A 14,260-nucleotide genomic window follows, 5' to 3' on the forward strand; every position below is an offset into this window, starting at 1 on the left:
CGATCCGGTTCGCCGAGCAAACCCACCTACACTGACAGCCGACCTCGCCGCATCGTCGGCTTCCCCGACCTCGGAGGTGACCCGTGGATCCCGATGCTCTACTCGCACTGATCGCTGGTGGCGGCGGTGGTGTGCTCGTACTCGGCGCCGGCGCCTGGGCATACCTCCGCAGCCGAGGGCGCAAACGCTCCGGCGACGACAGCACCGGCGCGGACGGCACTCCCACGGACTCCGCGAATGCGCAGACGTCGCGCAGCAGCACCGCGCTCAAGGAACGTCCCGCCGCACCGACCTGGGACGACACGCTCTCGGCGCCGGCGCCGACGAAGCCCACGACGGACGCCGCAGGCACGGAGACGGCTGCTCCGGGCCCGTCCGCACCGGGACCGGTCCCCGCCGCTGAGCAGACCGCCGCCGGTCCGGCGGCGGAGACCGCACCCGCCGATGCTGACCTGCCTTTCGACCAGGAGACCGCGCCGGAGACCGGGATTGTCGAACAGCCGCGGACCGATGCCCCCACCCCCCTGGACCAGCCCGCCGCGGCAGAGCAGCCGACCGGGCCCGAGCAGTCCTCCGTCCGTGAGCAGCCCGTCCCGGCGGAGCCGGACGCTCCGGGGGAGCCGACCCAGCAGGACGCACCGTCGGCCGCATCCGCCGCGGTCATCGAGACCCCCGAGGCACCCGCTGACCGCATGGTGCGGCTGCGCGAGCGGCTCTCCCGCTCCGGCGCGCTCGGCCGTGGCATCCTCACCCTGCTCACCCGTGGCAGCGGCGTGGACGAGGACACCTGGGACGAGATCGAAGAGACCCTGCTGCTGGCGGATCTCGGCCCGGATGCCACCGACGAGATGCTCGAGAACCTCCGCCGCCGCATCCAGGTGCTCGGCACCGACGACGCCGAAGCGGTGCGCGAAGCCCTGCGTGAGGAGCTCGTCGCCCTGGTGAATCCCGAGCTGGACCGCCGCCTGGCGGCCACTCGCCGCGAGGCGCCCGATGGCACGGAGGTGCCCTCGGTGCTGCTCATGGTGGGTGTCAACGGCACCGGCAAGACCACCACGGTCGGCAAGCTCGCCCGGGTACTGGTCGCCGCCGGGCGCACCGTCGTGCTCGGCGCCGCCGACACCTTCCGTGCCGCCGCCGCCGACCAGCTCCAGACCTGGGGCGCCCGCGTCGGTGTGGACACCGTGCGCTCGGACCGTGACGGCGCCGATCCTGCCGCCGTCGCCTTCGATGCGGTCAAGGAGGGCATCGAGCAGGAGGTCGACGTGGTCATCATCGACACCGCCGGCCGCCTGCAGAACAAGAAGGGCCTGATGGACGAGCTCGGCAAGGTGCGGCGAGTCGCCGAGAAGGGCCTGCACGGCGATCACGTCGCCGAGGTGCTGCTGGTCATCGACGCCACCACCGGCCAGAACGGCATGCAGCAGGCCCGGGTGTTCTCCGAGGCCGTGAGCATCACCGGCATCGTGCTCACCAAGCTCGACGGCACGGCCAAGGGCGGCATCGTCGTCAACGTCCAGCGCGAGCTCGGCGTGCCGGTGAAGATGGTGGGGCTCGGCGAGGGGATGGACGATCTCACCCCCTTCGACCCCCACGGATTCGTCGACGCCCTGCTCGAGGGCTGAGCGCCCGGCCGCCTCGCGCCTCGTTCCCCGGACCCCCGTCGCACCGCGGCGGGGGTCCGTCGTCGCCGTGCGCGTCCAGCGCGCGGGACAGCAGGTCACGGAGAGGTCACGGCCACCCTGCGGACCAGGCGCTCGCGGGGTGCGGGCACACCATGGGGGCACGACCTGTACGGTCGTTCGGCCCGGAGTCGAGGACCCCTCTCCAGGGCCGGCCCTCCGCCCTCTCAGGAGCCGCAATGGAGACCTTCGAACTCGACACCGGAGCCACCGCCTGGATCCTCACCAGCGCCGCTCTGGTGCTGCTGATGACCCCGGGACTCGCCCTCTTCTACGGCGGCATGGTGCGCGCCCGCACCGTGCTGAACATGATGCTGATGTCCTTCGGGGCGATGGCGGTCGTCGCGATCTCCTGGACCCTGGCCGGATACTCGATCGCCTTCGGCGACGACCTCGGCGGGATCCTCGGCCACCCGCTGCAGCACTTCGGCCTGGTCGGCAGCGATGAGGAGTCCCTGCTCGCCGGGAGCGGCGTCCCGTTCCTGGTTGCCGCCGGGTTCCAGCTGACCTTCGCGATCATCTCCACCGCCCTGATCTCCGGGGCGATCGCCGACCGGGTCAAGCTCGGCACCTGGCTGGTGTTCGCCGCGATCTGGGTGCTCGCCGTCTACTCCCCGCTCGCCCACATGGTCTGGGGCGGCGGGCTGCTCGGCGCCGACGGACCCTTCGCCGCGATCGCCGAGCCCGTCGACTTCGCCGGCGGCACCGTCGTGCACATCAACGCGGGCGTCGCCGGGCTGGTGCTCGCTCTCGTGGTCGGTGCCCGCCAGGGCTTCGGCACCGAGCCGATGAAGCCTCACAACCTGCCGCTGGTGATGCTGGGAGCCGCGCTGCTGTGGTTCGGCTGGTTCGGCTTCAACGCAGGCAGCGCCGGCACGGCCGATGGCGCCGCAGGGCTGGCCTGGGTGAACACTACCGTCGCGACCGCAGGCGCGATGCTCGGTTGGGCGCTGGTGGAGAAGATCCGCGATCAGCACGTGACCTCTCTCGGTGCCGCCTCCGGCGTCGTCGCGGGTCTGGTCGCGATCACCCCGGCCGCCGCCGCGCTGACGCCGCTCACGTCGATCGTGCTGGGGCTCCTCGCAGGCCTGGCCTGCGCACTGGCCGTCGGGCTGAAGCATCGGTTCGGCATCGACGACTCCCTCGACGTGGTCGGGGTGCACCTGGTCGGCGGGCTCGTCGGCACCCTCGGCGTCGGTCTGCTCGCAGCTGAGGGTGGTCTGCTGCTGGGCGGCGGGATCTCGCTCCTGCTCGTGCAGACCCTCGTCGCCCTCGCGGCGATGCTGTTCTCCGGCGCGCTCACCGCGGTGATCTCCTTGATGCTGAAGCACACGCTGGGCTGGCGGATCCCCGAGGCCCAGGAGCTCGCCGGGATCGACATCTCCCAGCACGCGGAGTCCGGCTACGATCTGAGCGGCGCTCTCGCCACCCGACGGGAGCGCTCCTCCCACGGCCGGCCCGGGTCCATCACCACCCGGCCAGCAGACGCCCGCACCGGGGAACCCCACCCCGTCACGGCAGGAGAGAACCGATGAAGCTCATCACCGCCATCATCCGGCCCCATGCCCTGCAGGACGTCGCCGACTCCCTGCGTGAGCACGGAATCAGCGGGCTCACCGTCACCGAGGTCGCCGGCTTCGGACGGCAGGGAGGGCACGCCGAGGTGTATCGGGGCGCCGAGTACCGGATCGACACCATCCCCAAGCTCAAGCTCGAGATCCTCGCCCGCGAGGAGGACGAGGAAGCGGTCATAGAGCTCGTCGTCGCCACCGCGCGCAGCGGACGGATCGGGGACGGCAAGGTGTGGAGCAGCGACGTCGGCTCCGTGGTCCGGGTCCGCACCGGTGAACGGGGGGCGGATGCCCTCTGAGCCGCTCGCGGCCCGTCGGATCTCCCAGGTTCTCGAGGAGGGATTCACGGACCCCACCGTCGGCCCCTCCCGCCGCCGTGCCCAGTCGGACCTCGTGGACGACTGGCTGCGCGAGCTGTGGGGGAGGGCCGACGGCCCCGCGCAGGGGGCCGCACTGGCAGCCATCGGCTCCCTGGGCCGGCGCTCACCGGGACCGGCGAGCGACCTGGACCTGGTGCTGCTGCTGGACCCCGCGCAGATCGATGCGGCGCATGCTGAGCAGCTCGCCACTTCACTGTGGTACCCGATCTGGGACTCGGGCACCTCCCTGGACCATGCGGTGCGCAGTCCTGAGGAGTGCGCGGAGGTCGCCCGGACGGACCTGCGGGCCGCGATCTCGCTCCTCGACCTGCGACGCCTCTGCGGAGATGCGCAGCTGGTCGAGAACACCTCCACGCGAGTGCGCACCCAGTGGCGCCGCGAGGCGAGACGCCGCGTGGGAGAGCTCGCGGAGCTCGCCACCGACCGGGAGCGCCGCTACGGCTCCCTCGCCCACTCCTCGGAGCCGAATCTGAAGTCCGACCGCGGCGGGCTGCGGGACATCACCGTGATCCGCGCCCTCGCCGAGAGCTGGCTGGCCGACCACGACCATGCCGTGGTCGACGCCGCCGCGACCACCCTGCGCGATGCCCGCGACGCGCTGCAGGCCGTCACCGGCACCTCGGGCACCCGGCTGCGCCGCGCCGACCAGGATGCGGTCGCGGCCCTGACCGGTCACGCCACCGCCGATGACCACCACCGGGTGCTGGCCGACGCCGCCCGCGCCGTCACCTGGGAACTGCACCGTGCGGTGCGCGCGGCCGAGGCAGGGCTGGCCCCCGGCGGCGCCGCCACCCGCGGCACCGGCACCGCCCGCCGTCCCGCCCTGCAGCGCCTGGCCCACGGCGTGCTGATCCAGGCCGGTGAGGTCTCCGTGGATCCGGACTCCGACGACCCGCTGCGGGACGTCGCGGCGGTCCGTCATGCCGCGATCTCCGGCCTGGCCCTGTCGGCCGCCACCCTCGCCCGCATGGCGCAGGCCCCTGCCGGCCCGCTGCAGCCCGGCCAGCGCGACGTGCTGGTCGACGCTCTGGCCGGGCGGCACCTCGCCGAGACCTACGAGGCACTGGACGTGAAAGGGATCGTGGCCCGCTGGGTGCCGGGCTGGGAGAAGATCCGCAACCGGCCCCAGCGCTCTGCCGTGCACCGCTTCACCGTGGACCGCCACCAGATCGAGACCGTGCTGGAGGCCCAGCGCTTCGTGGGGCAGGTCAGTAGGCCGGACCTGCTGCTGGTCGCCGCCCTGCTGCACGACCTGGGGAAGCACGCCGACGCACGGGATCATGCGGCCGCCGGCGCTCCGCTCGCCGAGGCCGCCGCTGCGCATCTGGGATGCGATGCGGACGATGCCCGCACCATCGGCACCCTGGTGCGCGAGCACCTCACCCTCGTCGATCTCGCCACCGGCCGCGACCTCGCCGACCCCGCCACGCTCCGTGCGCTGCTGGACGCGGTCGACGAGGACCTCCAGACCCTCGAACTGCTGCGTGCGCTCACCGAGGCCGATGCGATCGCGGCCGGCCCGGCGGCCTGGTCCACCTGGCGCGCCGACCTCGTCGGCCACCTCACCGCTCTCGCCCGCACCGCCCTCAGCGGCACCGTCCCCGCGCCGCGCACCCGACTGGCCCCGCAGCGCTCCGCCCAGGAGGCGGTGCTCGGGGCTGTCCGTCGCAGCGGCGGGGCCCAGGTTCTCTACCCCGCCCACCTCGAGGCCGAGCCGATCTCCCAGATCTGTCTGGGTGCCCCGGACGGCGCCGGGGTGTTCGCGGCGATGGCGAGGGTGCTGGTGCGGCTGCGGCTGGACGTGCACAGCGCCGTGGTCACCACCGGTGACGGGATCGCCGTGAACACCTGGTGGGTCGCGGCCGCACCCGCCGACCTGCCCCACCCCTCGGTGCTGCGCACGGCGCTGGAGCGCGAGCTCGCCCACCGCGAACGGGCCGACGCCCGCGTGCTCGAGCTGCCGCCCTCGCTCCCGCCCCGCACCAGCGAGGACACCCCGGTGGTGACGCTGCTGCCCGGCGCCGCGCGGGAAGCGACCGTCGTCCAGGTCAACGCGCGCAACCGCCCCAGCCTGCTGGCCGATGTCGCCGAGGCGATCGCCCTGCACGGGATGCAGGTGCGCAGCGCGCATGTCATGACGCTGGGGCGGCGGGCCGTCGACGTCCTGTACCTCACCGACCAGCACGGCCGGATGCTGGATCCGCCCTCCACGGGCCGGATAGCGGCGGCGCTGATGGAGGCCGCCGAGACCTGAGCGGGCCGCACCTGCGGGAGGACGCCCCGGGGACATGCCGGGGCCGAGCGGGCAGGGTGTCGGTTCTCTCCTGTGGGTCTGACCGCGCATCCTGGGGTGACAGCGCCGGGCGCACTACACTGATGCGGTCCGTACGACCAAGGGGAAGCGCTTCGTGTTCAACAACCTCTCCGATCGCATCACAGCATCGCTGAAGGGTCTGCGCGGCCATGGCCGCCTCACCGAAGCGGACGTCGACAAGACGATCCGCGAGATCCGCCGTGCCCTGCTCGACGCCGACGTCGCCGTTTCGGTGGTGCGCGAGTTCACCGGCCGCGTCCGCGAGCGCGCGCTCGGCGAAGAGGTCTCCAAGGCGCTCAACCCCGCCCAGCAGGTCGTCAAGATCGTCAACGACGAGCTGGTCGAGGTGCTCGGCGGTGCCACCGGCGATCTGCACTGGGCGAAGAACCCGCCCACGGTCATCATGCTCGCCGGCCTGCAGGGCGCCGGCAAGACCACCCTCGCCGGCAAGCTCGCGAAGTGGATGAAGTCCGAGGGCCACACCCCGATGCTGGTCGCGGCCGACCTCCAGCGTCCCAACGCCGTGACCCAGCTGCAGGTCGTCGGCGAGCGCGCCGGGGTGCCGGTGTTCGCTCCCGAGCCGGGCAACGGCGTGGGCGACCCGGTGCTGGTGGCGATGAACGGCGTGTCCACCGCGCAGTTCCAGCAGCACGACGTGGTCATCGTCGACACCGCCGGTCGTCTCGGCATCGACGAGGAGATGATGGAGCAGGCGCGGAACATCCGCGACGCCGTCAACCCCGACGAGACCCTGTTCGTGGTCGACGCGATGATCGGCCAGGACGCCGCCCGCGTCGCGGAGGCATTCCGCGACGGCGTCGGCTTCACCGGCGTGGTGCTCTCCAAGCTCGACGGCGACGCCCGCGGCGGTGCCGCGCTGTCCATCACCGGGGTCACCCAGCGCCCGATCCTGTTCGCCTCCACCGGTGAGGGCCCCGACGACTTCGAGCGCTTCCACCCGGACCGCATGGCCAACCGCATTCTCGACATGGGTGACGTCCTCACCCTGATCGAGCAGGCGGAGAAGGCGTTCGATCAGGAGGAGGCCGAGAAGGCCGCGGCGAAGCTCGCCTCCGGCGAGGACTTCACCCTCGACGACTTCCTCTCCCAGATGCAGCAGCTCAAGAACATGGGCAACATCAAGAAGATGCTCGGCATGCTGCCGAACATGGGCCAGCACCGCGAGGCGCTCGAGAACTTCGACGAATCCGAGATCGGCAGGGTCGAGGCGATCATCCGTTCGATGACGCCGCAGGAGCGCAACGACCCCAAGGTCATCAACGGCTCGCGCCGCACCCGCATCGCCAAGGGCTCCGGCACCACCGTCCAGCAGATCAACCAGCTGCTGGAGCGGTTCAAGCAGGCCCAGCAGATGATGAAGACGATGGGCAAGGGCATGGGCGGCGGTGGCATGCCCGGCATGCCCGGCGGCCCCGGGATGGGAATGGGCAAGAAGTCCCGTGGCAAGCAGGCTCCGCAGAAGCAGGGGAAGAAGTCCAAGTCCAAGAACCCGGCCAAGGCCGCTCGCGAGCAGGCCGAGGCGGCGAAGAAAGCCGCGGCAGGCGGCGGCACCGGGGGTCAGGGAGGCTCGGCCTTCGGCGGCGGCGCCGGGGGAGCGGGCCAGCAGGCCGGCCAGCCGGACCTGTCCGACTTCGACCCCAAGCAGCTCCCGCCGGAGATGCAGAAGCTCCTCGGCGGCAAGTGACCGCCGCACCGCGGAAACGCGGTGCCGCGGTCGCGGTCCCGCCGCGCGTCGTGCCGCAGTCCCGCCGCGCCCCACGCCCCACGCCCCGCCCCCGTGCCGTTGTGCCGCTGTCTCCCAGCACCCCGTGCCGTCGTGCCGTCGCAGTGCGAAAAGTTCCAGTTTCCCGGCACGTTTTTCGTCGTGGCCGGGTGCTAGGTGGGGCGGCTCCGGCGGCGGTGAGGGAAGTACCGGTTCTCTGGCACGTTTCCCAACGTGATCGGGAATCCGGTGGGACCGCCCAGGCGACGATGAGAAAAGTTTCAGTTCCCTGGCACCTTTCTCGTCGTGGCCGGGAATCCGGCGGGGCGGCCCTACTGGCGGTGAGAAAAGTTCCATCTCTCTGGCACGTTTCTCGTCGTGGCTGAGCGCCTCATAGAGCTGTGATGCGCGGTGAGCCGGGAGGTTCCCGCCCGCTGGCACTTCGTGCTTCGTCCCGACTGCTCCGCACTGCGATGAGCCGGCGGTGAATCGGCGCGCCGCCTGACGGGGCTGGTCTCTCCGGTGCCACGGTCCCTCCCCAGCGGCGTCTCGTCCACAGCGGACGGCTGCCTCCGCGCCGGACCCCCTCGGGTTCGTACGCTCCGAACATGTCGCTTCGGCCCTCTGACCTGCGCACCAAGACCCTCTACAGTCGTGCCCACCTGCTCAGGGGTGGGATGCACCGCCGTGACCTCGCCTCTCATGCCATGCGTCGGGTGTTCCCCGGATGGTGGGCCCGTGCCGACACCGAGCTCACGCTGGCGGTGCTCGCCGCGTTCTTCCAGAAGCATGTCAGGCCGGGAGCGGTGCTCAGCCATCAGACTGCTGCCGAGCTCATCGGCATCCCGCTCCCTCGCAAGCTCACCGCCGATGGCGGCTCTGCGATCCATTGCCGGGGGCCTTTCGCTTCGAGCCCGACCGCGGGGTCCCTCGTCGTCGTGCACCGCTCCCTTCCTCAGCCGGAGATCACCTTCAGCAGTGTGGTGATGTCACATCCGTTGAGCGCTCTGCAGGACATCGCCGCACAGCTCTCGCAGGTGGACCTGATCGTGGCGATGGATGCCCTGGCGGCCGATCAGTGCGGAGCTCACCGTCGGGTGCGCCGCTCCGAGATGGAGGAGCTGATCGGGGAGCTGCGGGGGCGCGGAGCCCCGGCGCTGCGCAAGGCGCTGCCCCATGTCCGTGAGCGGTCGTGGTCACCGATGGAGACGAAGCTGCGCCTGCAGATGCTGCGGCGGGAGTTCCCGGAGCCCGAATTGAACGTCCGGGTCCTCGAGGAGACGACGGGGACCGAGTTCTACATCGACCTCGCCTACCCGGCTGAGAAGATCGCCATCGAATACGACAGCGAGGATCACCGGAAGAACCGGAAGACCTGGCAGAAGGACCTGAACAAGACCGATGTCCTGCACGAGGCCGGCTGGAAGGTCGTGAGGGCCACCATTGCCGACTACCACCAGCCGGGAGCATTCTTCGCTCGGCTCACAGATGCGCTGCAGCGGCGCCGGGTGGTGCTCTGATCCCGCCCGACGTCGTGACAGCGGAGATTAAGCTTGATGACATGCGCACCGATGCCAGCCCTGCCCCGGTCCTACATCTGCGCGGACCGGTCCTGCTCGGTCCTGACCAGGAGATCCTCGATGCCTGGGTGGTCGACGGCCGGATCCATCACAGCCGTCCCGAGCTGGCTGCGGGCACCGAGATCCGGGAGATCGACGGCTACGTGATCCCGGGCCTCGCAGATCTGCACTGCCACCTCGGGATCGGCGACGGTGGGGGAGGCACCACCCTGGAGGCCGCCCGGCAGCAGGCGCTGACGGACCGCGATACCGGCGTGCTGCTGATCCGGGACGCCGGCTCGATCACCGACACCTCGCCGCTGCAACAGCAGCGCGATCTGCCGCGCCTGATCCGCTGCGGCCGACATCTGGCCCGCACCCGCCGCTATCTGCGCGGCTATGCGGACGAGATCGAGCCCGAGGGCCTCCCGGCGGCCGTGACCCGAGAAGCGGAGCGCGGCGACGGCTGGGTGAAGCTGGTGGGAGATTGGATCGACCGCGGCGTCGGCGACCTCACCCCATGCTGGGAGGCCGAGGACTTCGACGCCGCAGCTCGCGCCGCCCATCGTGCGGGGGCTCGGATCACCACCCACACCTTCGACGAATCGACCCTGCCGCTCGCCCTCGACGCCGGATTCGACTGCCTCGAGCACGCCACCGGGCTCACCGACGAGACGATCAGCCGTACTGCCGAGGCCGGCGTCCCCGTGGTCTCCACACTGGTCAACGTCGGAGAGTTCGAGAGCTATGCGGCCCAGGGGGAGAAGAAGTTCCCCGGATACGCTGCGCACATGCGTCGACTCCGTGCCGCCCGGTACGAGCGCACCAGGGACGCACATGACGCCGGTATCCAGCTGCTGGTGGGCACCGATGCCGGGGGAGTGCTCGGCCACGGGATCATTCACGATGAGCTGGACGAGTTCGCGCGGGCGGGGCTCGATGCCATCACCATCCTGGACGCCGCGACCTGGGCGGCCCGCCGTTTCCTGGACGTGCCCTGTCTGGAGGACGGTGCTCCGGCCGATCTGGTGGTGCTGTCCCGGGACCCGCGCGCAGACCACCGCGCCCTGCGCGAGCGGAGCCACATCGTGATGGGAGGGCAGGTCATCGCCTGAGCGATCCGGGCAGCGCCGGCGCGCGGCTGGCCAGCCATGCCGCCGCGGCGAGAAACGTTCCACCCCAGCGGTACTTTTCTCGCCCCGGTGCCCCGGTGCCCCGGTGCCCCGGTGCCCCGGTGCCCTGGTGCCCAGTTCCCAGTCCCAGCCCCGGTGCTCCTGCGCCTGGTCGAAGGTTCCGGTATTGGTGCCGCGGCGGGAAAAGTTCCACTGCGGCGGTACCTTTTTCACTGCGACGCGTAGGTGGTGATGTGGTGAGGAGAAAAGTTCCACTTGAACGGTACTTTTCGGCTCACGGCGTGGGGCGAGCCGGCCCGACCCACCTGGCGCAGCCCAGCTCGGCCACGCCCGGTCCAGTTTTCCGGGCCCCGGCGTCGCGTGTGCCCTGGTGCACATGCTCGCGGCTGGTGCGAGGGGCGCTTCGCCTGGCATACTCAACCCCTGTATGTGCATGGGTCGGCCCTCTACCCGTCCGTGCGCGACACCCCGAGAACCGTCAGCGCCCGCATGACCCCACAGGCTGCGGCGGGACTCACCCGAACATCCCTGAAGGAGAGTCCACCCACGTGGCTGTCAAGATCCGTCTGAAGCGCATGGGCAAGATCCGTGCACCGTTCTACCGCATCGTCGTCGCCGATTCGCGCAAGAAGCGCGACGGCGCCGTGATCGAGGAGATCGGCAAGTACCACCCCACCGAGAACCCCTCGCTCATCGAGGTCGAGTCGGAGCGCGCGCAGTATTGGCTCCGCGTCGGCGCGCAGCCGACCGAGCAGGTCGCCGCGCTCCTCAAGGTCACCGGCGACTGGGCGACGTTCAAGGGTGAGGGCGACGCCGCCGGCTCGATGAAGGGTGCCGAGGCGAAGAAGTCCGCCGAGGAGCTCATCGCTGATGCCGATAAGGCCGCAGCCGAGTCCCGCGAGACCGCGCAGAAGGCCAAGTCCGCTGACGAGGCCAAGTCCGCCGAGTCCGCTGAGATCGCACCGGGCTCCGAAGAGGCCCCGGCCGAGGGTGAGACCACCGAGGACGCCGTCGCCGCGGCGACCGACGAGGCCTGACATGAGCTCCCGCGCCGAAGCCCTCGACCACCTCGTTCGCGGCATCGTCGATGATCCCGATGCCGTGGCCGTGACCGAGAAGTCCACGCGCCGCGGCCCGCTGCTCGAGGTCAGGGTCGGCGCAGCCGACCTCGGCCGGGTGATCGGCCGGTCCGGTCGCACCGCTCGTGCCCTGCGCACGGTGACTGCGGCGCTGTCGGATGATGACGTGCGGGTCGACATCGTCGACGTCGACCGGCGCTGAGGTGCCGCGAGCCACTCTGCGGAGCGGTGCTGCCGATCGGACCGAGAGGTCCGGGCAGCACCGCTCCTGGCATTCACGGCTGGGACAGGTGCTCCGCGGCGGGGGCCGGGCCGGGGCGTCGCTGCTCGGCGCGGGACTGCTGCTGAGCGGATGCACCGCTGCGGGACAGGGGTCCGCTCCGTCCCCGTCGGATGCCGGGGCGGCCCCCTCGGCCGCGCAGGAGACGACGGACGACGCGAGCCTGAGCGGGGCCTGCACCGCGTTCTGGGGCGATCCCGAATACGTCGACCCCCTGTCCCGGACCGCTCTGGCCCATGCCGCGTCCGCCGCTGAGGTCGGCCCCTCGGACCCGGACTTCTACGCTGTGACCGGCGACGCCATCGAGACCGCCTTCGAGGAGGCGCCGGCGCCGGCGCAGGAGACCGCAGGGGTGCTGGCCGAGTGGTTCCGCACCGAGCCTGCGCGCGGTGCCGACGCCGATCGGGATGCGTTCCGCAGCGCCTGGGAGGGCCTGGCCGGCAGCTGCCAGGAGATCTCGACAGCGGCACGGTGGGCCGTGGCACCGGGGGAGGACGGCACCAAACCCGCCTCTCTGGTCTGCGCGGATGTCTTCGATACTCCGGGAACCCTCACCCATTTCGCCAACGCCAACGTGCTGACATCCAATATGTTCAAGCTGGTGGGTCTGTATCCCCGCGCGGTCCCCGCTGGTCGCGAGCAGGACGTGCAGGACACCGCTGATCTGCTCACGGCGGAGATCGCCGCAGTGGACGATGGCACCGTGCGTGCCGCCCTCGAGGAGGTGCGCACCCCGTTCCTGGAGGTGCTGGAGGGCGACACCTGGTCCGAGGGACTGAGCGAGCCGCTGGCTGAGCTCGGCACGGCCTGCGAGGCGGTCGGCTATGCCTCCCCGGGCGTCGGGGAGATCGACAGCGAGGCAGTCGTCGGCGCCAGCGCCGAGGACCGGCACGGCACGAACCATGGAGGACGCTCATGAACACGCTCGACGTCATCATCGCGACCATCGGCAAGGCCCACGGGCTGCGCGGCGAGCTCGCGCTGACCCTGCGCACCGATCAGCCCGAGGAGCGCCTGCAGCCCGGCACCGCCTTCGAGGTCGAGGCCGCGGGGCGCCCCCGCACCCTGACCATCGTGAGCACCCGGTCGCAGCAGGAGCGCTGGTACGTGCGCTTCGAGGAGGTCACCGACCGCAGCGATGCCGAGTCCCTGCGCGGAATCGACCTGCAGGTCGGGGTCGACGCCGCGCAGGAAGCGGACGAGGACCCCGATGCCTGGTACCCCTCGCAGCTGAAGGGCCTGCGCGTGAAGCATGTGGACGGGCACGAACTCGGCACCGTGATCGGAGTCGACCACTACCCGGCGCAGGACCTGCTGGTCGTGCGTACGACGGATCGCCGCAGAGTGCAGCTGCCGCTGGTGGAGCAGCTCGTGCCCGAGGTGGATCTCGACGAAGGAGTGGTGATCGCCGACCCGCCCGGCGGGCTGTTCGACGCTCTCCCCGAGGACGAGCAGGGCCCTGAGCCGGAGACCTCCGCCCCGGCCCGCACGGAGCGCTGAGGGCCACCATGCGCATCGACGTCATCACGATCTTTCCCGAGTACCTCAGCCCGTTGGAGCTCTCCCTGATCGGCAAGGCCCGCCGTGAGGGCCTCGTGGACCTGCACGTGCACGACCTGCGGCAGTGGACCCTTGACCGCCACCGCACGGTCGACGACACCCCCCTCGGCGGTGGTGCGGGCATGGTGATGAAGCCCGAACCATGGGCGGCGGCCTTCTCCGCAGTGCGCGAGGCCGGGCAGGCGGTGGTGGGCGGCGACACCGAACCGCTGATCATCTTCCCGAACCCGGCGGGCGCCCCCTTCGCACAGAGCACGGCCCAGGAGTGGTCCCAGTGCGAGTGGCTGGTGTTCGCCTGCGGACGCTACGAGGGCATCGACGAACGCGTCTACCAGCACCTGTCGGACATCGGCTGTGAGGTCGCGCTCGCCTCCCTCGGCGACTACGTCCTCAACGGCGGCGAGGTCGCGGTGCTGGCGATCACCGAGGCCGTCGTGCGCCTGGTGCCGGGGGTCGTCGGCAACGCCGAGTCGCTGGTCGAGGAGTCCCACTCCGACGGTCTGCTCGAGTACCCGCTCTATACGCGGCCCGCCCGCTGGACGGATCCCGCCGGCGTGCTCCGTGAGGCACCGCCGATCCTGCTGTCCGGGGACCACGGCAGGATCGCGACCTGGCGACAGGAGCAGTCGCTCGCCCGCACCCGGCAGCGCCGTCCCGATCTGCTGGCACCGGCCGACGGGGATACGGCGGTCTCCTGAGCGCCTCACCGCTTCGGTGGTGATGGACCCGGCAGCGCGCCACCGTGATGACCAGCACGGCCGGAGCTGCGGGCTTGCCGCACCCGCACCGCGCTGGCAGAATGACCCCTCGTGCGCACCGCGCGCCCCTCTGCCTCAGGGGAGAGCGCAGCAAGCGGTCGGGCAGGTCCGTGGCGATGGGAGTCGCCGCCAGAGGCCCAGCACACCGGTACGGGGAGCATGCTCCCCGCCGGATCGACGGTTCCAGATAGACACCCCCGTCGGGGAGTCCCGCGAACGAT

Annotated in this window: 12 protein-coding genes; all 12 read left to right on the forward strand. The window is 71.3% G+C overall.

Translation table 11 applies throughout. From position 1 onward, the window contains the following. Window positions 1–83: 83 nt before the first annotated feature. Window positions 84–1,625, forward strand: a complete 1,542-nt coding sequence (ftsY, locus tag CFK39_RS12945) for a signal recognition particle-docking protein FtsY (RefSeq protein ID WP_089065804.1) — start codon at window positions 84–86, stop codon at window positions 1,623–1,625. A gap of 236 nt (window positions 1,626–1,861) precedes the next feature. Further along, entirely contained in the window at window positions 1,862–3,217 is a 1,356-nt protein-coding gene (locus CFK39_RS12950) for an ammonium transporter (RefSeq protein ID WP_089065805.1), read from the forward strand. After that, window positions 3,214–3,552 (forward strand): P-II family nitrogen regulator, encoded by a 339-nt coding sequence (locus CFK39_RS12955; protein ID WP_089065806.1) that lies wholly within the window; start codon window positions 3,214–3,216, stop codon window positions 3,550–3,552. Before CFK39_RS12950 ends, CFK39_RS12955 begins: the two co-directional genes overlap by 4 nt. Next, a complete protein-coding gene (locus CFK39_RS12960) occupies window positions 3,542–5,887 on the forward strand; it encodes a [protein-PII] uridylyltransferase family protein (RefSeq protein ID WP_089065807.1) in 2,346 nt (781 codons plus the stop codon). The genes CFK39_RS12955 and CFK39_RS12960 overlap by 11 nt, the downstream gene beginning before the upstream one ends. A 154-nt stretch (window positions 5,888–6,041) precedes the next feature. Then, window positions 6,042–7,652 carry a signal recognition particle protein gene (gene ffh, locus CFK39_RS12965; RefSeq protein ID WP_089065808.1) on the forward strand — a complete coding sequence of 537 codons (1,611 nt, stop codon included), beginning with the start codon at window positions 6,042–6,044 and terminating at the stop codon, window positions 7,650–7,652. Between the two features lie 626 nt (window positions 7,653–8,278). Next, entirely contained in the window at window positions 8,279–9,190 is a 912-nt protein-coding gene (locus tag CFK39_RS12970) for a PDDEXK family nuclease (protein ID WP_157697170.1), read from the forward strand. Window positions 9,191–9,231: 41 nt separating this feature from the next. Beyond that, window positions 9,232–10,344, forward strand: coding sequence for an amidohydrolase family protein (locus CFK39_RS12975; RefSeq protein WP_089065810.1), 1,113 nt, complete (start codon window positions 9,232–9,234; stop codon window positions 10,342–10,344). Window positions 10,345–10,910: 566 nt separating this feature from the next. Continuing rightward, window positions 10,911–11,399, forward strand: coding sequence for a 30S ribosomal protein S16 (gene rpsP, locus CFK39_RS12980; protein WP_089065811.1), 489 nt, complete (start codon window positions 10,911–10,913; stop codon window positions 11,397–11,399). A 1-nt stretch (window position 11,400) separates the two neighbouring features. Beyond that, window positions 11,401–11,643, forward strand: a complete 243-nt coding sequence (locus CFK39_RS12985; protein ID WP_089065812.1) for an RNA-binding protein — start codon at window positions 11,401–11,403, stop codon at window positions 11,641–11,643. Window position 11,644: 1 nt separating this feature from the next. Further along, window positions 11,645–12,640, forward strand: coding sequence for a hypothetical protein (locus CFK39_RS12990; RefSeq protein ID WP_245822632.1), 996 nt, complete (start codon window positions 11,645–11,647; stop codon window positions 12,638–12,640). Beyond that, on the forward strand, window positions 12,637–13,221 hold the full coding sequence (gene rimM, locus CFK39_RS12995) for a ribosome maturation factor RimM (RefSeq protein WP_089065814.1): 585 nt from the start codon (window positions 12,637–12,639) through the stop codon (window positions 13,219–13,221). Before CFK39_RS12990 ends, rimM begins: the two co-directional genes overlap by 4 nt. An 8-nt stretch (window positions 13,222–13,229) precedes the next feature. Next, window positions 13,230–13,979, forward strand: a complete 750-nt coding sequence (gene trmD, locus CFK39_RS13000) for a tRNA (guanosine(37)-N1)-methyltransferase TrmD (protein WP_089065815.1) — start codon at window positions 13,230–13,232, stop codon at window positions 13,977–13,979. Window positions 13,980–14,260: the final 281 nt, after the last annotated feature.

The sequence above is a fragment of the Brachybacterium avium genome, assembly GCF_002216795.1.
GTDB lineage: Bacteria > Actinomycetota > Actinomycetes > Actinomycetales > Dermabacteraceae > Brachybacterium > Brachybacterium avium.